23 protein-coding genes are annotated in these 22,013 nt (G+C 43.1%); 19 read left to right on the top strand and 4 right to left on the bottom strand.

The features are described 5' to 3' along the window. The first annotated feature begins 11 nt into the window (after window positions 1-11). The 14 genes from UQ64_RS25150 to UQ64_RS25090 all read left to right on the top strand — a co-directional run bounded on the left by UQ64_RS25150 (window position 12) and on the right by UQ64_RS25090 (window position 13,370). Window positions 12-605, top strand: coding sequence for a hypothetical protein (locus tag UQ64_RS25150; protein WP_245238245.1), 594 nt, complete (start codon window positions 12-14; stop codon window positions 603-605). Then, a complete protein-coding gene (locus UQ64_RS25145) occupies window positions 602-994 on the top strand; it encodes a DUF350 domain-containing protein (RefSeq protein ID WP_060626106.1) in 393 nt (130 codons plus the stop codon). Before UQ64_RS25150 ends, UQ64_RS25145 begins: the two co-directional genes overlap by 4 nt. Before the next feature lie 155 nt (window positions 995-1,149). Beyond that, entirely contained in the window at window positions 1,150-2,130 is a 981-nt protein-coding gene (locus tag UQ64_RS25140) for a potassium channel family protein (protein ID WP_342447614.1), read from the top strand. A gap of 386 nt (window positions 2,131-2,516) precedes the next feature. Beyond that, the gene (locus tag UQ64_RS25135; RefSeq protein ID WP_060626104.1) at window positions 2,517-3,686 is read left to right on the top strand and encodes a glycosyl hydrolase family 8; all 1,170 of its coding nucleotides are present in this window, start codon (window positions 2,517-2,519) and stop codon (window positions 3,684-3,686) included. A gap of 46 nt (window positions 3,687-3,732) precedes the next feature. After that, window positions 3,733-5,268: a glycan biosynthesis hexose transferase WsfD gene (wsfD, locus tag UQ64_RS25130; RefSeq protein ID WP_209445877.1), complete on the top strand. Its 1,536-nt coding sequence runs from the start codon at window positions 3,733-3,735 to the stop codon at window positions 5,266-5,268. After that, window positions 5,265-6,821, top strand: coding sequence for a hypothetical protein (locus tag UQ64_RS25125; RefSeq protein WP_060626102.1), 1,557 nt, complete (start codon window positions 5,265-5,267; stop codon window positions 6,819-6,821). The genes wsfD and UQ64_RS25125 overlap by 4 nt, the downstream gene beginning before the upstream one ends. Before the next feature lie 28 nt (window positions 6,822-6,849). Next, the gene (locus UQ64_RS25120) at window positions 6,850-8,100 is read left to right on the top strand and encodes a glycosyltransferase family 2 protein (protein WP_060626101.1); all 1,251 of its coding nucleotides are present in this window, start codon (window positions 6,850-6,852) and stop codon (window positions 8,098-8,100) included. Between the two features lie 52 nt (window positions 8,101-8,152). Further along, a complete protein-coding gene (locus tag UQ64_RS25115) occupies window positions 8,153-10,249 on the top strand; it encodes a cellulose biosynthesis cyclic di-GMP-binding regulatory protein BcsB (RefSeq protein ID WP_060626100.1) in 2,097 nt (698 codons plus the stop codon). Then, complete coding sequence (locus UQ64_RS25110; protein WP_060626099.1) at window positions 10,239-11,093, top strand: diguanylate cyclase domain-containing protein; 855 nt, start codon at window positions 10,239-10,241, stop codon at window positions 11,091-11,093. Before UQ64_RS25115 ends, UQ64_RS25110 begins: the two co-directional genes overlap by 11 nt. Before the next feature lie 206 nt (window positions 11,094-11,299). Then, complete coding sequence (locus UQ64_RS25105) at window positions 11,300-11,548, top strand: type B 50S ribosomal protein L31 (RefSeq protein ID WP_042131530.1); 249 nt, start codon at window positions 11,300-11,302, stop codon at window positions 11,546-11,548. Window positions 11,549-11,680: 132 nt separating this feature from the next. After that, entirely contained in the window at window positions 11,681-12,202 is a 522-nt protein-coding gene (locus UQ64_RS25100; RefSeq protein WP_060626098.1) for a YcxB family protein, read from the top strand. An 86-nt stretch (window positions 12,203-12,288) separates the two neighbouring features. Beyond that, window positions 12,289-12,432, top strand: coding sequence for a diguanylate cyclase domain-containing protein (locus UQ64_RS32635; RefSeq protein ID WP_082651311.1), 144 nt, complete (start codon window positions 12,289-12,291; stop codon window positions 12,430-12,432). After that, a complete protein-coding gene (locus UQ64_RS32630) occupies window positions 12,416-12,601 on the top strand; it encodes a diguanylate cyclase (RefSeq protein WP_060626097.1) in 186 nt (61 codons plus the stop codon). The genes UQ64_RS32635 and UQ64_RS32630 overlap by 17 nt, the downstream gene beginning before the upstream one ends. A gap of 61 nt (window positions 12,602-12,662) precedes the next feature. After that, window positions 12,663-13,370, top strand: coding sequence for a DNA alkylation repair protein (locus tag UQ64_RS25090; protein ID WP_082651328.1), 708 nt, complete (start codon window positions 12,663-12,665; stop codon window positions 13,368-13,370). A gap of 57 nt (window positions 13,371-13,427) precedes the next feature. On the opposite strand, the gene UQ64_RS25085 is transcribed toward UQ64_RS25090, so the two are convergent. After that, window positions 13,428-14,468 carry a copper amine oxidase N-terminal domain-containing protein gene (locus tag UQ64_RS25085; RefSeq protein ID WP_060626095.1) on the bottom strand — a complete coding sequence of 347 codons (1,041 nt, stop codon included), beginning with the start codon at window positions 14,466-14,468 and terminating at the stop codon, window positions 13,428-13,430. Between the two features lie 160 nt (window positions 14,469-14,628). Here UQ64_RS25085 and UQ64_RS25080 point away from each other — a divergent pair, with 160 nt between their 5' ends. Beyond that, window positions 14,629-17,196: a DUF2339 domain-containing protein gene (locus UQ64_RS25080; RefSeq protein ID WP_060626094.1), complete on the top strand. Its 2,568-nt coding sequence runs from the start codon at window positions 14,629-14,631 to the stop codon at window positions 17,194-17,196. Window positions 17,197-17,211: 15 nt separating this feature from the next. After that, window positions 17,212-17,943, top strand: a complete 732-nt coding sequence (locus UQ64_RS25075) for an HAD family hydrolase (RefSeq protein ID WP_245238219.1) — start codon at window positions 17,212-17,214, stop codon at window positions 17,941-17,943. 94 nt (window positions 17,944-18,037) lie between these two features. Here UQ64_RS25075 and gdhA read toward each other — a convergent pair whose 3' ends face one another. Next, window positions 18,038-19,423 (bottom strand): NADP-specific glutamate dehydrogenase, encoded by a 1,386-nt coding sequence (gene gdhA / locus UQ64_RS25070; protein ID WP_060626092.1) that lies wholly within the window; start codon window positions 19,421-19,423, stop codon window positions 18,038-18,040. Window positions 19,424-19,662: 239 nt separating this feature from the next. Here gdhA and UQ64_RS25065 point away from each other — a divergent pair, with 239 nt between their 5' ends. From UQ64_RS25065 to UQ64_RS25055, 3 genes are all read left to right on the top strand, one after another. Next, window positions 19,663-19,941: a hypothetical protein gene (locus tag UQ64_RS25065; RefSeq protein WP_060626091.1), complete on the top strand. Its 279-nt coding sequence runs from the start codon at window positions 19,663-19,665 to the stop codon at window positions 19,939-19,941. A gap of 258 nt (window positions 19,942-20,199) precedes the next feature. After that, complete coding sequence (locus tag UQ64_RS25060; protein WP_019914790.1) at window positions 20,200-20,400, top strand: cold-shock protein; 201 nt, start codon at window positions 20,200-20,202, stop codon at window positions 20,398-20,400. 118 nt (window positions 20,401-20,518) lie between these two features. Then, window positions 20,519-20,749: a cold-shock protein gene (locus tag UQ64_RS25055; RefSeq protein WP_042131520.1), complete on the top strand. Its 231-nt coding sequence runs from the start codon at window positions 20,519-20,521 to the stop codon at window positions 20,747-20,749. A 104-nt stretch (window positions 20,750-20,853) separates the two neighbouring features. Here UQ64_RS25055 and UQ64_RS25050 read toward each other — a convergent pair whose 3' ends face one another. Beyond that, window positions 20,854-21,315, bottom strand: coding sequence for a VOC family protein (locus UQ64_RS25050; protein ID WP_060626090.1), 462 nt, complete (start codon window positions 21,313-21,315; stop codon window positions 20,854-20,856). 120 nt (window positions 21,316-21,435) lie between these two features. Further along, window positions 21,436-22,011, bottom strand: a complete 576-nt coding sequence (locus UQ64_RS25045) for an NADPH-dependent FMN reductase (RefSeq protein ID WP_245238217.1) — start codon at window positions 22,009-22,011, stop codon at window positions 21,436-21,438. Window positions 22,012-22,013: the final 2 nt, after the last annotated feature.

Here is a 22,013-nt window from a genome sequence, read left to right as displayed (position 1 = left end):
GAGCCTTATGTATGATGCTTCTGACGGTACTGTTGCTTAGCGCATGTTCCAGTAATCAGGGCAGTGTATTTGATTCAGGAACAGCTGAAACTTCAGATAGTGTAGCACGGGTTCCGTGGGACTACCGGGTGGTAGAGAGTACCGTAGGGGATTTAATTGGGAGTGACATGACGGTTTTGCCGGATAATGAACTGCTCCCGAATGATGGGAATTATGCTACTGGCGATAAAATCTGGACACTTCAGTTCATGGACGCCGAGCTAATCACGGATGCGGATAAGAAGAACGAAGTTCGCCTGTCTTCATGGAGCACGATTAAGTCTTATGCAGATGAAAAAACGGCAGCAGAGGATCTTACCAATCTTAAAGTATCGGTAACCACTGATGTTGATATTGTAGGAGTATACAAGACTAAGTATAAGGATAAAACAAGAAACTTTGCGGTGCTTGAGCTCCCTTCAGGTAATCGGATTAAGCAGCCGATTGATGATGAACGCTATACAGCGCTAGAGAAACAGAAAACTGCTTCCGTAGTCCTTGAGGAAGTACATGATTTTGCCGACTATGATTCGGCTTATGCGAAATTTCGGGGGTGGGCGAAGTGACGATTGTGGTTAATTTGGTAGTGAGTGTGTTTGTGATTATTCTTTTGCAATTGTTAGGCATGGTGATCTTTGGTTTGATGACTCCGTTTAAAGATATGGAGGAGCTGAAGAAAGGCAATGTGGCTGTAGCCTTGGCTTTAGGCGGCAAGTTTCTGGCAACGGCTATTATTATTGGTGTAGCGGCATATACGAATACCTCCATTCTGCACATGATCATTTGGTTTGCGGTAGGTTATGTGTGCTTGATTGCGGCTTATTGGATCTTTGAATTGGCAACCCCAACCTTTAAGATTTCAGAGCATCTGGAGAAGGGAAATGTGGCAGTAGGCACTATGCTTTGCTTGGTGTTTATTGGGACAGCATTTGCGATTAGCAGTTTGATTGTTTAGTTTGAACTTGAAATAGGGTTGAGACAAAGGTTGCCCCGATCCATCCGTCGAGTGGCAGCCTTATTGAAATACAAGAAAGTATAAGTTTTACTTTTAGCTTGATGTGAAGAAGGGGTGGGCAGATGCATCTGTTTCTGAGAATTTCCACCAAGATGATGCGGTTGCGTAAACGGACTATAGGGTTAATTATTCTGATCTTTATAGTTCTTAGTGCGTCGATTGCTTACCTGATTGAGCCGGGTACGTTTCACAGTTGGTTTAATGCATTCTATTGGGTTATGACAACGATGGCGACAGTGGGGTATGGGGATTATTTTGCAGAGACCGTAGTTGGAAAGCTGTTTACCATGTTTCTATATATCTTTGGTATCGGCCTCCTCAGCTTGGTTATTGGTAAGGTCATTGACTCCATTGCGGAGGTGCAGAGAAGGAGAGGAGCGGGAACGTTGAGCTTTCGGGGAAAGGATCATGTGATTCTAATTAATTGGAGTAAGAAAGCACAAGCTGCCGTAGATGAGATTCTATGCTATTCGCCGAAATGCCACATTGTCATCATTGATGAGACAGGAAGTCATCCTCTGGAGCATATGGATCAAGTCCACTTTATTAGTGGCGATGCCTCCAATGATGAGATTCTAGTTAAGGCTAACATCCATGAAGCAAGAGCGGCCATTGTGTTCGGGGACACACGGATTGATGAAGCATCGCTGATCGACGGCAAATCTTTATTAATTGCCTCTAGCATTGAGCGCATTGCACCACAAGTACATACGACTGTAGAAATAATGCAAGAGAAGAATATACAGAATTTCAGGCATGTTCAGGTAAACGAGTTCGTTCTTTCGCATGATGCCATCTCCAGACTGGCTGTTCGCTCTGCGCTGCAAGAGGGCAACTCTGAGGTGATAACGCAGCTGTTGAGCCGTAAATATGGTGATGATATTTATGAGATTCCAGTGAGTGCTACGTGGAAGACTTATGGGGATGCGTTTCAGAATTTGCTTCTGCAAGGTGCGACCTTGTTGTCGGATCGTAGCGATCTTAGTATCAATCGAAAGCTGGATCAGGCTATTCCTAAGGATGCTAGATTGTATGTTGTTTCCGATGAAGAAACGTATCGTAGGATTAAGGGTTAGGTCAGAAGTAGCTGGATTAGGCGGATTTTCGGAAGCTGAGGCTTCGCGGGAATCCGCCTTTTTTGATAAAACGTGACTTATTTCACTGTTAAAATTGTTTTATGTTCAGATTTTGTTCAGATCACTTCCTTATTATGGTATATTATGTCCTAAGAACTATAATGGGGAGGATAAAAGCGCCACTGGGGTTTCGGTGATGTGCAGGAAGCGACGTTCTCACATGAAGCAATTCGTATTGAGGATGGAAGCGACCAAAGAGGCGTAAGGAGAGCTCTTTTTTTCGACAAAAAGATACAAAATGTTACATTTGGGTTTAAGTATATGTTGTATATTACCGTTATAGATAATACTAGGTAGCATAACGCAATGCTAAAGGAAGTGATCATTTGAGGAAAATTATCGCTGCTGCACTGTCGATTCTAGTAGGTATCACAGGTCTAACCGCTTGTGAAAATACGCCAGCTCCAACAGCGACATCAACAGCGACATCAACACCGACTACATCCGTCACTACTCCTACGAAGTTACCCGTTCGCGAAGATTCAAATCATGATTCTACGGTAGCCCAGACGCAGGAAGTAATTGACTTAGAGCAGTTCATTACCTCGAAGCTCACAGGTGAGTACGGTGTATATACTAATTTTATAGAAACAGATCAGTCGGCGGAAGCGGCAAGTGGACACGAGGTTCTCAGTGAATCGGCATCTCTCCGGATGCTGGCAGCTGTGCGTAGCGGTCAACAAGAGCGATTTGCGGAACAATGGAATTTGGCTAATCAAATCTTTGATATGAACAGTGGTTTCAGCTACCGCTACAGCCCTAAACAGCAGAAGTTATATCCCTTGAATGCTGCCGTTGATGATTTACGTATGATTCGAGCTCTTTATGAGGCTGGGGAAAAGTTTGGTGATAAAGGCTATACAGCTGAAGCGGATAAATATGGCGAAAGATTTTATGACTATAATGTGAAAGATGGAAATCTTTATGATTTCTACGACATGGAATATTCTTCAACAAACACATTCGTCACTTTGTGTTATATTAATTTGGGCACTTTGCAAAAATTGTCGATTCCTAGCCAATTTAGTAAGAAGTTGACGGATAATATGAACCGAATATTGGAGAATGGATACTTATCGGATGAATTTCCGTTTTATGAGACACGGTTTAATTATGAGACTGGAAAATATAGCTCGGAAAATATCAATACAGTAGAGTCGCTTTTATCCATTCTAGCCTTAGCAGAGGTAGATCAGCAGAAATCCACCAGCGTTGATTTTATCAAACAGCAGGTCGAAGCTGGAACGTTATATGGTCAATATTCGCGAGAAGGTAAGCCGCTGAACGACATCCGGTCCACAGCTATTTACGCCATTACGGCTATGATCGGCTCAGAAATTGGAGATGAATCTCTCTATCATAAAAGCATTGAAAGAATGAACGAGTTCAGAGTAACAGATGTGGGTAGCCCACTGTATGGAGGATTCGGCGATGTGGCTAGCGGCCAAGCCTATTCTTTTGACAACCTGATGGCATTACTGGCCTATGTCTATTAACTTAAACTTAATGTATTGAAGGTGAGCCTGCATGATGGACAACACGGTGAAAACACCTCTAAGGCAGGAGATAACACTTGCTAATTTATCGGTTTCTCCTGCATTTCTTGGTGCATTTGGAGTGCTGCTTATTACCGTCATCGCGCTGTTCACAGCCCCGTATGTCGGAATGGCGGATAACGGTGACTTTTTTCGTAGCATTTATAGTAATGGACTCTATTTCAATCAGCCGGATTATGATAGTCAGTACTTTGGTTATTTTGTGAAGCAGTATGGAATCTTTCAATATTTTAATGAGAATGGCGCAATGTTGTTTTCCTCTCAGTCATTATTTATCAAGCTGGCCATAGGTCTTAATAAGTTGTTCTTCAGTAGTGAGGTATTCGACATCCGCTTTCAAGCTGCGATTTATACGGTTCTATATGTAATCGCAATTTACTTATTAATAGAGGCTATTACATGGAAGATGTCCCGAAAACAGGGATTCATCATCGCAGGTATTGCTATTTTTATATTCGGAGATACCGGTTATACGGCTTATTTTAACTCCTTTTACGGCGAAAGCGTTGTGATGATCACGATGATCTTCATGTTCGCTTCATGGTTGATGTTATATCGAAAAAGATTCAATGACTACGCGATGCTGGCCTTATTCGTAATTAGTACGCTGATCCTGACTACTTCTAAGCAGCAGAATGCGCCAGTGGGTATGATCATTGCTGTTCTGGCATGTTCACTGCTTTGGATTCGTAGAGACAAGATATTTCGGATCCTGACAATGGCGTCTCTTGCTCTGATGCTGTTCGCAGGTGTATTCACGTATTTGAATATCTCAAATGAGTTCGTAAACATAAACCAGTTCCATGCCATGACCCGAGGGGTGCTGAAGGAAGCACCTGATCCAGAGGCTGCTTTAAAAGCGTTAGGTATGGACGAGCAATACGCCATTCTGAAGAACAGCATACATTATGAAAAGTACGTGACCATAGACGTAAATTCACCACTACTCGAAGAGAATTTCTACAGTCGGTATGGATTTGTATCCATCCTTAAATATTATTTAACGAATCCGGACCAGCTTAATTCGATTCTTAATGTAGCAGCTCAAAGTGCATTCTCAATCAAACCGGCGGCTATGGGGAACTTCGAGCATTCCGTTGGTAAGGAGTTTCGAGCACAGAGTCACTTTTTCACCGGATACAGCCAATTGAAACTAACGCTGGCACCACGAACATTTGGGTTCATCTTCCTATGGATGGTGCTTGTCATCGGACTCTATATGCCTTCCTTTGTAAAAGCGATCAAATCCCGTAATTTCAGAGGTATGCAGCGAATGGTATTGATTGTCGCTTCGATTGGCATTGGTCTTTCAGGTATTTTTGTATCGATTATCGGTGCAGGTGATGCCGACATTTCCAAGCATGAGTTCTTATTTACATTATCCTTTGATTTGGTAACTTTTCTGACTCTATCCAGTGTGATTGGGCGTAGAGTTTCTAAAAACAGTAATCAGGTGAAGCAGATTAATAAGAGTACACCTTCTAGCCCTTATCCAAAGCCTCAAAAGGATGTGAGTATTTGAACATCAGAGGAATCTTAAACGGTATATTGCTGCTGACGTTGACTTTAACAACCCTTCTGGTTCCCGTCAAACCTGTTCAATCTGCAGCTTCACCACAGCAGGTTCTACTGCTCTACGACAGCCTCGCTAAGGGGACAACGAAGGAAGGCAACGTGATTGAACTTCAGCGACTACTGGCGGCCTATTCTATTAAGGTCACACTTAGAAGTCTGGATCAATATGAACAAGGGATGCTGAATCATTACTCTAAAGTGATTATGGTCCGTAACGCAGCGGATATTTTGATTACTAATAAATTTTATGTAGAGGATTGGGAGCATTATCAGGGACAGTATTTACATATCGGATACAGCCCTCCAGCCTCGCTGAAAAAGAAACTACAGTTAACCACGGATGTCATGTATGACGCAAATCCAGATCTCCAGATCGGACAGTTCTCGGGAATTTCACTTCAGGCACAGGATATGCTCTATATAGCCGGAAGTCAGGGAACCCAGTCCCTTGGAAAGCTGATCTTCCAGGATGATAGCCTGCAAGCACCTTATGCTGTGAGTAAAGAGGATGCTGCTTATGTTCCGTATTTTGAACAAGGGAATGTCAGTGCACTAGCGATGGGGTATGTTCTGAAGGACTGGCTTCATATCACGGCAGCGCCCAAAGTGTATCTTGCGATCAAAGAGATCTATCCCTTCTCTGATCTGGGACTGCTGACAGAGACTGCGGAGCGGTTGTATCAAGTGGGGATTCCTTTTCTCGCAAGTGTGCGGCCAGTGTTCAGCAATACCGATTATCCAGCAATGCAGCGTTATTTGGTAGCCATCAAAAGAGTGCAATCGAATAATGGCAGCATTGTGGTCAATGCTCCTATTGCGATGCATTCGACGAGTACTAGTAATATGGATCATTCACTTCAGGCGAAGATGAACGAGTTCATTAATCTGCTGGTGCAAAACAAGATTGGGCCGCTTGGAATCGGGGCACAAATGCACTGGACGTATGACAAGGAATACTCGGAGGCGGGGATGGGCTTTTTCGATTCTGTGATATTGTATCCAGATGAAAATGTTGATTATATGGAGAGAAGCGATACCTCCAAGGCCTTTCCATCCTCTTTATATAGCGTGCCGATTGATTTTTTGCAGGATCTGCATACATCCAATAATGTGCTGCCAGAACTGCCGATGGATACGGTAATCACTGTGGATATGCCTAAGGATATGGAAGAGCTTGAGGAAATGCTGAAGACGTTGGAACAATACTGGGTTTCTTTTGCGGATTATAAACAAGAAAGGCATCAGGTTGTTACAGACGTCAATACGATCACTTCATCAGAAGGGGTGATTTCTATGAATGGGCAACCCCTGAGTCTGAACTATACGCCAGAAACAGTGAATAGCGATTATCGATATACAGAAGAGCAGGAGAAGAGCTTTACAACGCTTTTTAATATACAGAATCAGTTCTTTATAGTTGCGATAATGATCTCTCTGCTGCTATTTGGCGGATTGATGATCATCGGATACCGTTTGTATAGAAAAAAGTATTTGAAGTGAGACAACTAATCGTGATTTGGAGGATCCTATGACGATTTCAGACATACTGATGGTAATTGCGGTGATCTGTATCTGGTCTCTGCTGCTGGTGAATGTGACCCTCATTATCGCAGGCTATTTATATTACATTAAATCTGAAAATGAGGAGATACCAGAGATAGAGGGCGAATATCCGTTGGTTTCAATTATGGTTCCTGCTCATAATGAGGGGGTAGTAATCTGTAAGACGGTGGAGTCTCTGCTGGCACTTGATTATCCGGAAGATCGATATGAGATTATTGTGATTAATGATAATTCTTCTGATAACAGTGCTGAACTTCTGGCAGGTATCCAGAACCGAAATCCGGGGCGCCAGCTGATCGTCATTAATACAGATGCGATTACGGGTGGCAAAGGGAAATCGAATGCGCTGAATATAGGCTTCACCCATTGCAAAGGGCAGTTAATTGCGATTTATGATGCAGACAACACTCCGGAAAAAACGGCTTTACGTTATCTGGTCGCTGAGATCATGAATGATTCTAGCCTAGGCGCAGTCATCGGTAAGTTTAGAACCCGTAACCGTAATGCGAGCCTACTTACCCGGTTTATTAATATTGAGACGTTATCCTTTCAATGGATGGCGCAAGCTGGACGCTGGAAGCTGTTCAAATTATGCACCATTCCCGGCACTAATTTTATTATGCGCAGGTCTATTGTAGAAAGTATCGGCGGCTGGGATGTTAAAGCGATAGCCGAAGATACAGAAATCAGCTTCAGAATTTATATGATGGGTTATCGGATCAAATTCCAGCCGAAGTCCGTCACATGGGAGCAGGAGCCACAGACCTTAAAAGTCTGGTTCAAGCAGCGAACACGCTGGGCTAAGGGCAACATTTATGTCATTGTCAAAAATATCCCACTGCTCTTCGATAAATCCGCCGCAAAAGTCCGATTCGATATTCTTTATTTTCTAGCCATTTACTTCTTATTGCTGATGTCGTTAATCACCTCGGATGTGCTGCTCATTCTACATGCATTGGGCTATGTACATACTACCATTGCTGGGCTTAGCAATTTTCTCTGGCTGCTCGCCATCATTCTGTTCGTTGTAGGTACTTTCATAACATTAACGACAGAGAAGGGCGAGATGAGCTTGTCCAATTTATGGATCGTAATGTTGATGTACGTCTCTTATTGTCAGCTGTGGATGGTTGTCGCGGCTTACGGATTATATCTTTACGCCAAAGATCTCATCTTCAAAAGAGAAGCAAAGTGGTATAAGACTGAACGCTATTAATAACGAACAAAGAAGTAATATGAGAAATATGTGATCACAGGAGAAACAGAACATGATGATGAAAAAACAAATGGTTATACTGTTAACCTGCCTCTCTCTTTTTCTAATTCAATTGAATGTTGCAGCCGCCGAGGCTCCGCTTCAGGATACTAGATTAACCTACACAACCTCTTTCACAGGGACTGATACTGCGTTAAAGGGTTCGAGTGCTAAGCAACAGTATTTTGAGGTCATGGATTATTGGAATGTAGATGAGCTCAGAATTAAGCTGCACTTTCAAATTTCACAAATTACCGAGGAGCAGATTTCTAGCGTTACCTTAACGTTAAATGGTAGCCCATTCTATACGTTTAGACCTTCTCTAAAGGACAATGGTGAACAACAGCTGGTCCTTCAAGCACCCAAGGAGCTTTTGAAAAAGGGAACCAATACGCTTGGCATTCAGGGCTATTTACAGTCGAGCAATACAGATGAGCTGTCTTGTACTGTCGATTATGATTATGATCATTGGCTTCGTTTATTTAATACATCCAGCATTAACGTAATGTACACGCCAAAGCCCTTGACTGGAGGGATTAGTGACTTTAGCGATCGCTTCTCTGGCATTGATACCTTAACGAAGAATCATAGTATTCTGACCGTGCCGGATAAAAGTACTGCGCCAGAAATGGAGTCGGCTACTTATGCGCTCTCCGGGCTTGTGAAGGGGAATTCATTGGATGATAGAACGATTCCAATGCTTCCCTATCGACCAGAGACGGTAAAGAATAAAGCTGCCGTTGTACTGGTAGCTATGTATGATAGAGTACCAAGTGGGCTAAAGGCTCAACTAAGCACCTCTGAAGATTTAAGTACACATGCATTGCTGCAGCTAGTGAATAAGGATACTCAGCCCCTACTTGTCGTAACCTCAAAAGATGCGAACTTGCTGATTAAAGCAGGCCGTTTTTTAGCGAATGCAGAGTTAATGGGGCAAACCAGCAGTGATTTAAAGGTGATAGATGATGCTACTGAGGTGTCTGCACCCCCCCTTTCGATTAGCTCCAATATTACGTTTACAGAAACGGGTGATAAACTCACTGGGGCACGTCATCAGGAGCAGACATACTTTGTTTCACTGCCCTCTAACCGCTCGATTGCAGATTCAGGCAGAGTCAGATTGGATTTCCGTTATGCACAGAATTTAGATTTCGACCGTTCATTAGTCACCGTTAGTATCAACAACACACCCATTGGCAGCAAGAAGCTAACCAAAGAGTTGGCGAATGGCGATAAGCTGGATCTTCCAGTTCCTCAAAGCTTGAATATATCCGGTAATTTCACGGTAACTGTAGCGTTTGATTTGGAGCTGAGGGGTGCCGGATGTACCCTGGATAAGGATCAAACGCCGTGGGCTTATATCAGCAAGGATTCGGTAATGCGTCTTAATACTAAGGATCGTACGGAGCTCTTGTTTAATAACTATCCGTATCCGTTCATACGTGACGGGATTTACAATCAAGTTGCGGTTGTTCTGCCAGAAGAAATGGATGATTATGCATATTTGAGTTTATCTAATGTGTTTAATTTGCTGGGTAAATACGCAAGCGGTAATACAGGGAACATTCAGTTCTACACGGATAGCGTTAGTACTGATCACTTGAAGAATAATAATATCATCGCGATAGGTGCGTATAAGAATAATAAGATTATCCGTGATCATAATGATAAGCTCTATTTCCAATATAACGGGAGCGGAACAGCGATTCGTTCCAACGAGAAGATGAGTATTGAAGAGCATTATGGAGCTCAAATCGGAACATTGCAGCTGATTGAATCCCCATTTGAGGCGGGGCGGGGGTTGCTTGCTGTTACGGGAGTTGCCTCTGAAGAGTACTACTTAGCGTCGAAGTTGATTGCTACAGAGCGGGATAAATGGAAGGTGTTTGGCGATGGGGTAATCGTTGATAAAGACGGTAATGTCAACGCGCACCGTTTCAAGATCATTACTGGAGCAGCAGAGGATTCAGTGGTTAAAAAAATAGCGGAACGGACAGACATACTGAGCTTCATTATTGTAATTGTGCTAGTGCTGACATTGGTGATTCTATCGTTGATCCTGCTGCTTCGTAAACACATGATGAAACGTGGTGATAAGCGTGAGACGTAATCGCAGCAGTTTAGTTTCAGATATCGCTCTCTTATCGTTCCTGGTGCTTCTTTATATTTGCATTGTCTTCATTTCAGGGGCACCAGATGATTATATCCAGAATATTATCATTTTAAATGTGGCTTTTATTCTGGCGATCGTTACGTATTTTACAACGGTGACTGCAGGGTTGGTCTTGAACCTGGTGTTTATCTTTGCTTACGGCTTCTATACGATGTATCAGACGATATCTCTCGGAGAAACGATTGGACTGAATACGTACTTCTGGCTAATTATGACCCCATTGTTAACGGTGGTGTTATGGATATTTACATTAAGCAACCGAGAGCTGCAGGCAGAAAATCAGCGTTTGGAGAAAAAGAATGCCAATATGGCTATCATCGACGAGAACACGGATCTGCGTAACAGTATTTCTTTTCAGAAGGATGCCGCCTTGTTTACAGGTATTTCGACTCGATATCAGATTCCACTCACACTGCTTGTAGTGAAAGTGAAATACTGGAATGAGATTAGACGTATCATTCCCGAAGATAAGCTGGCTGAGGCTATTCACGACGTGTCTCAGCTCAGTCAGGCCAGCATTCGTACTAATGATGCACTGTATTTGCTGGACAAAGATGACGCAACTTGGGGCTTGCTGCTGTTCACCGATAGTGATGGAGCGAAAATCGTAATCGAGCGGATTAAGCTGAAGCTTCAAGAGCTTAATGACACTGAATTTATCAAAAAGTATAAAGTCAGCCTCGGCCTCAAAATCGGTGCTGTAGAATATCAATCTAGCACTATTGAGAACCCATTAGATTTTATTGTTCAGGCCAAAAAACAGCTGGAGTACGATGTATAGGCAGGTCGAATGTAAGGCAATATAAGGAATATCGGATAGTAGTTGACTTTACATGTCGATTTCACGTATGATGGAGTGGTGGTCTAAATCGTAAGATTTACGAATTTTCCTACGTTTATTAGGTTATACTATTTATAAACCTACAGATCATTTGGTTAATTTACCATAAAGGCTCCACTAATTTGTTCAGAAGGAGGACGATCAGAATGAGAGAAGGCATACATCCAAAGTACAACAAGGTTATTTTCATGGATGCAAGCGTAGGCTTCAAATTCTTGAGTGCATCTACAAAATCATCCAATGAAACAATGGAATGGGAAGATGGTAACACTTATCCTGTTATCCGCGTGGACGCAAGTTCCGCATCCCACCCATTTTACACTGGTAAACAAAGAGATACAGAACAAGGCGGCCGTGTTGACAAGTTCAAACAACGTCTTGCACAAAAGAAATAAGCATTCATACGGTTTAAAAAGGGACAACCCATTTAGAAGCAATCGCTTCAGGGATGTCCCTTTTTTGTGTTCAGGCATGTTAAAATGAAATAGAATTGATAAATTTCGATAGTGTCAGGGGAGCGATCAGTTATGGAGAATGAAATAAAAGTAGATACGGTCCTTAAGAGTGAGGACGTTCAGGAGTTTAACCTATGGTTCAGCTTGAATAGCCGAATCATACTTAACTCTTTCAGTGTGGTTGCTTATTTTGTGATTTTACTGTTAATTACTAAGGATTATAGTACTAAAAGCATCTCAATCCTTGCTGGGACTGCTTTGATCCTTGCCGCTGTTTTATGGTATATGACCAAATCAAGTTTGACCAAAAAATCTAAAAAAGCCTTCGCCACAGACAACTTAGCTCAGCAGCCTCAGAGCTATTCCATATCAGATGAGGGCATAAAGTACGTATCCGAGGCAGGTTCCGGGCAAGTGGAATGGGAAGAGATACATAAAATTGGTGAAACGATGAGCTTGTTTGTGTTTTTTGTGTCTTCTAATAGAGCGCTGATTATCCCTAAGCGGTACTTTCAGTCGGAACAAGATAAAACAGTGTTTAAAGACTTAGCCAGAAAGTATATGTTCTCCCATCGAGTGAAGTTCAAATCGTAAGATGTACAGATGTACTGTTATTTGTTGATTATTTGTAGAAATGATTAGGCTATAATGATAGGAGAAACTTGAAAAATAGGAGAAATATGGCATGCCGTGGATTCAAGGATATTGATGATTTTAAGTTAATCAATGATACCTATGGTCATCTAGCAGGAGATCAGGCATTAGTTGATTTCTCGAATAAAATACTTCAGGTGTACCAAAATAATTTTGAACCAACACAATAGCATTCAGCTTACCGCAAGCATCGGAATTTCCTTTACAGAGCGCAGAGAGGTGACTTTCGAAGATTTATATCGGGAAGCGGATGAAGCGTTATATCGTTCCAAGAATTCGGGTAAGAATAGAGTGACGCTGGGTCGTGAACCCATCTTAAGAGAAGCGATGAAGGGATAGAGCATCCAGAAGACAGAGCTTGCTCTTAAAGCATTTAATATAAAGGAGTGTCCTAATGAATCTGACCTTAAATGAAGTGATGAGTAAGCTTGAGGAGATGGGTACAGAGCAGACGAAGCGTACCTTCGTACGACATGGTGCTAGGGAGCCTTTATTCGGAGTAAGGATAGGGGACATGAAGGGGCTAGTTAAGAATATCAAGAAAGACCAGAGTTTAGCTCGTGCCTTGTATCAGACAGGTAATTATGATGCGATGTATTTGGCAGGACTTACGGTTGACCCTAAGAGTCTTACGAAGGAAGAACTTCAAAGCTGGGTAGTGGCAGCTTACTGCTCTGGATTAGCGGAATATACGGTAGCGTCTGTCGCAGCAGAAAGTCTATTCGCATTGGAGCTTGCGAGACAGTGGATTGGTTCCTCGGATGAAATGGTGGCGACTTGTGGCTGGAGTACTTATGGAAATTACATTTCAGTTACGCCGGATGATCTGCTAGACATCGCTGAGATCAGAGAGCTACTACAGCATATACAATCTACCATTCATCAGGAACGGAATCGAGTTCGTTACACGATGAATATGTTTGTGATTATTGCTGGCAGCAGCGTAACTGAACTGTATAATGAGGCAACGAAGATTGCTGCAAGCATTGGAAAGGTCCAAGTACATATGGGACAAACGGCATGTAAAGTACCGCTGGCTGAAGATTATATTGCCAAGGTGGAGCAGGCTGGAAAGCTTGGTGTGAAGAAGAAGACCTGTATTTGTTAAAAATAATCAAACAAAAGTCCAGTTCCCGTACCGAGAACTGGACTTTTTTATATGCTCTTATTGTTGAACGGAATCTACTACGACTTTAGCAGCTGTGCCGATTGGCGGCAGGCTCTTAGTCAGCATAGGGCCATAGAATCCTATAACTTTTGCACCTTTTACAAGCTCGCTGCTGTTTACAGTTTTGCCGTCACTGTTCATTAGCACAGTATCTTTACTAATGCGAAGCACTACTTCTTGTTGTGACTGTTCACTCAGGCCGCTGCCTTTAACGGTGATGCTTATGTTTCCTTCGTCATCTTTTTGAACTTCCTCAATGGTGCCTGCAGTGCCCAGAAGATCATTTTGCTTCTGCTCATCTAGAACAGTGATCTTGTATGTTGGGGTTTGCGGCGGCAGACTCATAGTCATGATCATGGAATGCTCAGCTTTTACGGTCATACCGATCTGAAGATCCTTCAGAGCAAGCTTAGTACCGTCTGCCATTTCGATAGTAGTATCTTCACCTACATTCAGTACGATGCCATCTGTGCCTACACCCTGGATCTGAACGGATTGGTATTTCCCCTCATTATTGACAGCTGTAATCACGCCAGTCTTAGTCATGTGCTCTTGCTGATTAGCATCAGTGATCACGATGGAATCTCCCTTCACTGTCATGTTGTGGTGGATGATTTCACTTACAAAGGAAGCTGGAACATACAAAATGGAGTCAACCAATTGTGGTGCAGTTCCAAGCGTAGTGTTCATTTTATTAATGCTATACCGATCTTCTCCGGCTTTCACTGTAGTGAACACAGCACCATTGATAAGATCAACGGATTTAGTTTGTCCATTCCAAGTTAATTCGAAGCCAAGTGCTTCAGTAACCGTACGAAGTGGCACCATAGGCTCTTTTCCATTTGTAGTTTGGAAGCCTGTTTCTTTCAGAGCGGAACCGTTGATTTCAATCGCAAACGTCTTTTGATTAGCATTAACAGAGGTTTGAGCAGCATCATTTTTTGCCGAAGTTGTTGTTGGTGCGGCATAGGCTGCTCCTGTTGAAAGTGCTAGGGACAAAGTTAAAAGAACTGTACTTGTTTTTAAAATGTTGTTCATAGTTGTGAGCTCCTTTTTAAGTTCATTTGTTAGCGTTGTTATTATCTAGACGGGACATCCCTCCAATATGTTGCAGTTTTTTTTGCATAAAAAAGAGTAAGAGACCCCTCCGTTTGTAGTAAAATGTAAATATTAACAATCGCTCACATTAGGAGGCGCTATGGAGTCATTCAAAGATCGACTTAGATTCATGAAGGTCCAGCAGGACGGGCTTATTAAGGAATATGAAGCTCTGATTTCGGAATATGAAAGTCACGATCTGGTCAACGAGAATGAACACTTGAAGAAGCGATATGAGAAACATAAGCTTGCTTTAGTTGAGTTGAAGACTCAGGTAGGGAAGCTTCAAGAAGAGAATACTGAGCTAAAAGTTACGCTAACGGAACAGATCTTAAATGAGAAGCTTGGCATTCTTAGCCTGTCGAGACAGAAGCTGCAGACTTATTTTGCCTCTAAAAGCCTTGCCCATACGGACCGGCTGACGGCTTTTGAGATGGAGACGAAGCGTCATATTCAGCAGCTGTACCAAACAGCCGCGAGGCAGCTCGGTGAGGATAAAGTGGAGTTATCCAGTCAACTTGGAGCGTTGTCGGCCGAGTTAAATGAGCGTGTACTAGCGCAGCGACAAAGACTGAGGGAATCCGAAATTGTTTTGAACGCCAGAATGAATAACGGATTACATGATTTTGCCTCGGAGGAGATCAGCGAAGAAGTATTGGAGCGTCGAAGAAAACAAAATCAGATCGAAATGAAGATTGGACTAGGCTGGATTAACAAGCTTGGAATCTTGCTGCTAATCTTGGCCGTGGGGGCGGCATTCAGGTATTCCTATTCCAACTGGTTCACAGGTTATATGAAGGGAGGCGCCTTTTTTCTACTGGGATTACTGATGTTAGGGGGCGGGGAGTGGCTATATCGCAAAGGAAAAGGGACGTTCGCTTTAGGGCTGCTTGGCGGCGGAATTTCAGTGCTGTACGGCTCTATTTTCTATAGCTATTTTTTACTGGATATTATCAGTATTTATGTAGGGCTGTCCTTATCTGTACTCGTCACTTTGACTGCAGTACTCCTATCTCTAAGGTATGAATCACGAAGTATTTGTGCTTTGGGCTTAATCGGAGGGTATTTGCCATTATACTCTTATCTGGGGGCATTCGGTCTATCGGGTAACGCGGTTTATGTGGCGATGGGGTACTTGTTTCTACTGAATTTATTCATTCTATTGATCTCTTTCCGCAAACGTTGGAATGTTGTCAATTATATCAGCTACTTATTTAATACACCCTCCATGCTGATATTAATAGCGTTATCAGATAGCAACGGAGTTAATATGATTTATGCGGTGCTGACTTTTGCCATGTATTTGGGCATTACATTATGGTACCCGTTCAAGTATCGCTCCAAGCTGTCTTGGTGGGATTTCTCTCTATTAGGATGTAACACGTTTATTAGCTGCCTCACCTTGTATCTTCTATTCCTGGATGCAGGGCTGAAGGATTACAATGGTGCGCTCGCGCTGGTCTTCTGTCTGCTGTATCTGGGGCTTGGACGAGGAATTGAGAAGCTGATGCCACAGGAAAAAGAAAGCATGCTGCTGTTCTATGCTACTTCACTGACCTTCGGCATTCTGATGATTCCCTTCCAATTCGGAGCGGCATGGTGGTCCATTGGCTGGTTGATTGAAGGCGTCGTGCTTACCTTGTTTGGTAATCTGAATCGGTTTAAGGGGATGGAAAGGGCGGGCTGGGGTATTTTGACGCTGTGCCTTGTGGTGTTCTTCGGTTTAAATGTACCGATGCAGCTAGATATAGCCAATGAATGGTTGAATTCTGCTGACGCTTATTTTCCGCTAAAATATGTCTTCATCACAGCAGGTATGCTGATTGTTGCGCTGTTGTATGCTGTTCAGCATAACCGCAAGGATGCCCTGCAGCGCAGTGAGCCTTACGAAATCACCTTAGCCCTGTGGTTTAAATACGCGGCATTATTGAATTTCTGGATCTATGGGTTGTATGAATCGAGGAGATTGTATCGTCTGGCTGTACCGGAGGATTTCTCACATAGAACCTTTTATAATTTGCTGCTGTCCGCTCTGTTAACTATTGTTCTAGCCTATGTATTGCCAAAGGTGAAGGTGCTGTATGACACGATTGTTAAGTATTTTGTGAGATTTCTTTTTGGGATCGGATACGTTATTTGTTTGGTGATAACAGTAGGTTTGCCAAGCCTGCAGAATGACATTTCACGTAATACTGGTGCTGATTATATCGCGCTGAGTGTACTTATCATCTTCAATATCTTCGTTTGGTTTAGCGGACGTGATCTGCTGATTACCTTGCTTAAACGTGAGTATAAAAGTATGGAGATTTATCCTGTCTTCATGGGAGTATATCTACTCGGAATCATTACCGCTTTTCTGGGGGTACAGCTGCAATTGAGCGATGCGGGATTAATATTTAGTCTCGTTTATCTGTTGATAGCAGTTCTGTTCATCATGTACGGCTTCCGCAAAAGATATGTGTACATCCGACGCTTTGGCCTTGGATTGACGTTATTAGCAACAGGTAAGCTGCTGTTATACGATCTGGGACTACTGAATACCGGAAGCAAAATCATCGCGTATGCCAGCTTTGGGATTTGCTTGCTCGGGATTTCCTATCTCTATCAAAAGGTATCAAACAAAATGGAGGAGGGGCAGGCAGCGAGGGAGAATGTGACTAAGGGGTAAATTACAATGTGAATCATGGGAAGGAAGACGGGGATGTATCAGACTTATATTTTCGATCTGTACGGTACACTGATTGATATTGAGACAGATGAGGAGCGATCTGAGGTATGGGAACGGTTGGCTCTCCATTTCGGATATCAGGGACTCTCTATATCAGGGGGGGAACTGCAAGAACGGTTTTTGCGGGAGCGGGATCTTCAACTAAGTGAAGCCGCACGGAGCTGTGAGTATCCAGATTTCGTAATGGAGGAAGTATTTCGGTCTGTGGCCCGCCAATTGGGCGGAGAACCGGATCAAGCCTGGCTATTTGAAACTGTGAGGTGGCTGCGGACGTTATCGATGACCCATATCTCTCTTTATGACGGTGTGGCTGAAATCCTACAAACATTAAGAGAACGTGGCAAAAAAGTATTCCTGCTCTCCAATGGGCAGAAAACCTTTATTGAAGCAGAATTAACTATGCTCGGAATCATACATCTATTTGATGGAATTGCGATCTCTTCGGAAGCAGGGGTGAGCAAGCCTGATCCTCTATTTTATCGTTATTTAGTCGACAGATATGGAGCGGATTTGAGCTCAGCTATTATGATTGGAAATGATCCTCGTACGGATATTGAGGGTGCTTTGAAGGTAGGGATAGATTCCTGCTACATTCACACCGCTTCTTCGCCGTCCAATATGGTTGTGAAGAGTACGCATTCTATATGGGATGGTGGTTTACGGAAAATCCCAGGTTGGAACTCGTAGTTGTACAAAAAAAGTCCCCGTACCCGGCTTCATACTCACCGGTTACGGGGACTTTACATGTCGGACGTTTAGGATTACAACGCCGTTTGTTTGATTAGATTACGCCTTCAGCCAACATAGCATCGGCTACTTTTTTGAATCCAGCGATGTTCGCTCCTGCAACGAGGTTGCCGGACTGTCCATATTGCTCGGATGCATCTACAGACTGCTGATAGATGGAAACCATGATCTCATGCAGCTTCGTATCAACTTCTTCAAAGCTCCAGGACAAACGCATGCTGTTTTGTGCCATTTCAAGCGCAGATACAGCTACGCCGCCAGCATTAGCAGCTTTGGCAGGTGCGAATAGCACGCCAGCTTGTTGGAACTGGTGAATAGCTTCAAGGGTAGATGGCATATTGGCACCTTCGCCTACTGCTTTAACACCATTCTCAATCAGTTTTAATGCCATGGCTTCATCAATCTCATTCTGAGTAGCACTCGGAAGGGCGATATCACAAGGTATGGTCCAAATTTGCGTGGAATCTTCGGTATACACAGCGTTAGGGTGTTCATTCACATATTCACTAATCCGTTTTCTTTCGACTTCTTTCAGGCGGCGGACAGTTTCGAGGTTAATGCCGTTTTCGTCATAGATATATCCAGCGGAGTCACTACAAGCTACGACAGTTGCACCTAGCTGTACAGCTTTTTCAATCGCATAGATCGCTACGTTACCAGAACCGGAAACAACAACGCGGCTTCCTTCAAAGGAAAGGCCTTTTGCTTTCAGCATCTCGTTTACGAAATACACTGTACCGTAACCAGTAGCCTCTGTCCGAGCCTGACTTCCGCCGTAACCGATACCTTTACCAGTCAATACTCCAGCCGGGTATCCTCCACGGATCCGCTTGTATTGTCCGTACATGTAGCCAATCTCACGACCACCTACACCGATATCTCCTGCAGGAACGTCTTGGTCAGGACCGATGTAATTCTGCAATTCAGTCATGAAGCTTTGAGCAAACCGCATGATTTCGCCTTCGGATTTTCCTTTAGGATCAAAGTCGGAGCCACCTTTGCCTCCGCCGATGTGTTGGCCGGTAAGAGCATTTTTGAAGATTTGCTCGAAGCCGAGGAATTTGATAATACTAGCATTAACGGATGGGTGAAAACGAAGTCCACCTTTGTAAGGTCCAATGGCACTGCTGAACTGTACACGATATCCACGGTTAACTCTGACCTTGCCTTGATCGTCTGTCCAAGGTACACGGAACATAATTAAACGTTCTGGTTCGACCAATCTTTCCAGAATGGCATTTTCCTGATACTTAGGTTCAGCAGCGAGGATCGGAAGTAAAGATTCGAGGATTTCCTTTACAGCCTGATGGAATTCGGGCTCAAAAGGATTGCGTGCAACAACCTGTGCGTACACGTCTTCGATATAACGATGTGCCTTGTTGCTGTTTGTGTCTAATTGCTGGGTAGATACTGAGCTCATGAATTCAACCGCCTTTTCTAGTATTCAATTTGGTCCAACACTTTTTTTATATTTTGGCACAAGTCAATGTTCCTCACAACTGTTTTTATTAAATAACTTACTTGAAGTGGAACGTTGTAGAGCCTGAGATAATAAGAAAAGTGTGAAGAATCCGCGGTATACTTCGTGTAATGACGCGTTAAAGCGCGAAATATGCTACAATGAATGTGTAATAATTGTAGGGAGATGAAATTTAAAAAATGAGTGACAAATTAAACGAGCAGGAATTAGTAACCGTATTATCTGCCAAAACCAAAGTAGATCCTAAATTAATTCGGTTAGTATTGAAGCATGAACAGACCTTTATCAATAACGCCAAGGCCAATGCCAAAGGCGAGGTAGACATCGACAATGATGATCTGGTGGACTATGTTGTTGCCCAGCGCGATGTGAAGCTGGATGAAATCACAGTAGAGACGATTCTTGATGCAGAGATGGATTACTTAATGGATAAAGGGCTGGCAGGATACATCGATTAACCCTTGCATATTTCCGGCTCTAAAGCCTTTTGTTCAAGAGATATAGAGCCGGAATGAAAAAAAATAGGCATTTACATTGCATTCACTGATTTAGTGTGGTACAATGAAATTAATCATAAATTTAACCCTTAATTCACATATTGTAAAAGGTTATCATTTGTGCGTATGAGTCCTTTTCCAATGTGTGAATTTTTATTTGTTCGTACACTACGTAGGAATAAAAGGACATGTGTTAAATAAAATATTGGAGGTAATATTATGCAAACAGGTACAGTGAAATGGTTTAACGCAGACAAAGGATTTGGTTTTATCGAGGTTGAAGGTGGAAGCGACGTATTCGTACACTTCTCCGCAATCACAGGCGACGGATTTAAATCTTTGGACGAAGGCCAACGCGTTGAGTTCAACGTAACTCAAGGCGCTCGTGGACCACAAGCCGAAAACGTTGTAAAACTGTAATTCGAAAATTAGGCTGCCCTTAACACAAGTTGAGGGCAGCTTTTTTATTTTTCATCTTATGAATCTGCCCCTAATAGGGTGGCGAAATTGTCTCGATTCGATCCAAGGAGGGGTACTTATGTATTTTCGTAAAAAAGCACTGGAGGATCTTCCGCAGGAAGACACAGCCATTTGGTCTTGTACCAAGGAAGGTTGCACTGGTTGGATGCGCGATAATTTTGCATTTCAGTATGTACCTACCTGCTGGCAATGTAACTCTCCCATGACGAGAAGTATGAAGATACTACCAATGCTTGTGAACACGAATTCAGATATGAAGGCTATGAAGAAAGGCATCACGATTAAGTAACAGCCTTTACTAAAACCATGCTAAAGATGGTTAAATAGAAGCAGCTAACATACTCAAACAGCTGGACCCTTGATGGTGGGCAGCTGTTTTTTTGTTGGAGTATTTTATTTCTGTTCAAGCAATTTCTCCCACTCGGTTAAGGTGATATTCTCTGAGATATGCTTCAAATGTTCAGGAACCTCTACATGGCACATCAATTCCAGGCTGTTGCCGTCCGGGTCGTTGAAGTACACAGAAGCATTCCCTTGATAAGCTCGGATAAAAGGCTCAATGGAAGTTCGATTACGGAACGGAACAGCGTCTACCCCAATGGATTCCAGCCATTGCAGTGATTGCTTCAGGTCCTCATAAGTTACGCGGAAGGCAATATGCCGTAAAGATGGGTGGTATGGCGTTTCCGCTTCCTTTCCTTCCCAAATGGCGATCCAACTCCGACCTTCCTCCATCCAGAAGAATGCAGTTTCCTCATCCCGCCAAGCCATTTTTAACCCCAAATTCTCATAAAATTCGATAGATACCTCAAGATTGCTTACTGGTAAATGTGCTTCGTATAGTCCTTTTATCATATTCTCGTCTCCCCGTGCAGGCTTAGCCTGAATTTTATCAATAACTACCAGGTTCTTCCATGAATTAGGCACCCATCGGGCTATTGATTTTGCGGGCTAAATTTAGGAAGGATTCTAAGACTAGGCGAATGCGATCTTCAATTTCTTGACCGCCCTCGTACCCGTCGTATCCAACCTCGAACCGCTTACGCTGCATCCGCCGATGGAAATCCAGTCGGGTTTATTAATCCCATGTAGATTGCGTACACCCGCCTGTAATTGAAGCAGTGAGCTTACACCTACAGCTCCGCCTGCAGAACTGGCGGACAATACTACTTTGCCGTTGAAATGTGTCTGGCCTAGATGGTCCAGAGCATTCTTCATCACGCCGCTCATGGAGCCGTGGTATTCCGGGGTAATCAGGATGATTGCATTAGCGTTTAGCATCTCTTGATGGAGGGTGTTTAAATGCTCATGCTCTGCGTAGGACTCATCTGGTGAATAAAAGGGGAGTGGGCGTTTGTGGAGATCGAACAGGGTGACTTGTTCGCCTTGCTGATTAATAAAATTTGCGGCATACTCTGCCAGCTTTGTGCTGGTCGCTTCTTTTCGATTACTGCCTGTCAGGATCATCGGTTTGAGCTCATTGGAACTGTTTAGGGTCTCCGCAATTGTCTTGAGCGTCAATAACTCGTGGATTCCGGTTTCTTCCGGCATGA

This window comes from Paenibacillus etheri (genome assembly GCF_001012825.1).
In the GTDB taxonomy this organism is placed as follows: Bacteria; Bacillota; Bacilli; order Paenibacillales; family Paenibacillaceae; genus Paenibacillus_AQ; species Paenibacillus_AQ etheri.
The sequence above is the reverse complement of the archived record's forward strand: the minus strand, read 5'-3'. Positions and strand labels throughout refer to the sequence as shown.

Excerpts from the sequence above, each read along its gene's own strand:
- UQ64_RS25150 (WP_245238245.1), top strand. The coding sequence starts at position 12 with ATGATGCTTCTGACGGTACTGTTGCTTAGCGCATGTTCCAGTAATCAG.
- UQ64_RS25140 (WP_342447614.1), top strand. The coding sequence starts at position 1,150 with ATGCGGTTGCGTAAACGGACTATAGGGTTAATTATTCTGATCTTTATA.
- UQ64_RS25120 (WP_060626101.1), top strand. The coding sequence starts at position 6,850 with ATGACGATTTCAGACATACTGATGGTAATTGCGGTGATCTGTATCTGG.
- UQ64_RS25115 (WP_060626100.1), top strand. The coding sequence starts at position 8,153 with ATGATGATGAAAAAACAAATGGTTATACTGTTAACCTGCCTCTCTCTT.
- UQ64_RS25105 (WP_042131530.1), top strand. The coding sequence starts at position 11,300 with ATGAGAGAAGGCATACATCCAAAGTACAACAAGGTTATTTTCATGGAT.
- UQ64_RS25100 (WP_060626098.1), top strand. The coding sequence starts at position 11,681 with ATGGAGAATGAAATAAAAGTAGATACGGTCCTTAAGAGTGAGGACGTT.
- UQ64_RS32635 (WP_082651311.1), top strand. The coding sequence starts at position 12,289 with ATGGCATGCCGTGGATTCAAGGATATTGATGATTTTAAGTTAATCAAT.
- UQ64_RS25085 (WP_060626095.1), bottom strand. The coding sequence starts at position 14,468 with ATGAACAACATTTTAAAAACAAGTACAGTTCTTTTAACTTTGTCCCTA.
- UQ64_RS25080 (WP_060626094.1), top strand. The coding sequence starts at position 14,629 with ATGGAGTCATTCAAAGATCGACTTAGATTCATGAAGGTCCAGCAGGAC.
- UQ64_RS25075 (WP_245238219.1), top strand. The coding sequence starts at position 17,212 with ATGGGAAGGAAGACGGGGATGTATCAGACTTATATTTTCGATCTGTAC.
- gdhA (WP_060626092.1), bottom strand. The coding sequence starts at position 19,423 with ATGAGCTCAGTATCTACCCAGCAATTAGACACAAACAGCAACAAGGCA.
- UQ64_RS25065 (WP_060626091.1), top strand. The coding sequence starts at position 19,663 with ATGAGTGACAAATTAAACGAGCAGGAATTAGTAACCGTATTATCTGCC.
- UQ64_RS25060 (WP_019914790.1), top strand. The coding sequence starts at position 20,200 with ATGCAAACAGGTACAGTGAAATGGTTTAACGCAGACAAAGGATTTGGT.
- UQ64_RS25055 (WP_042131520.1), top strand. The coding sequence starts at position 20,519 with ATGTATTTTCGTAAAAAAGCACTGGAGGATCTTCCGCAGGAAGACACA.
- UQ64_RS25050 (WP_060626090.1), bottom strand. The coding sequence starts at position 21,315 with ATGATAAAAGGACTATACGAAGCACATTTACCAGTAAGCAATCTTGAG.
- UQ64_RS25045 (WP_245238217.1), bottom strand. The coding sequence starts at position 22,011 with ATGCCGGAAGAAACCGGAATCCACGAGTTATTGACGCTCAAGACAATT.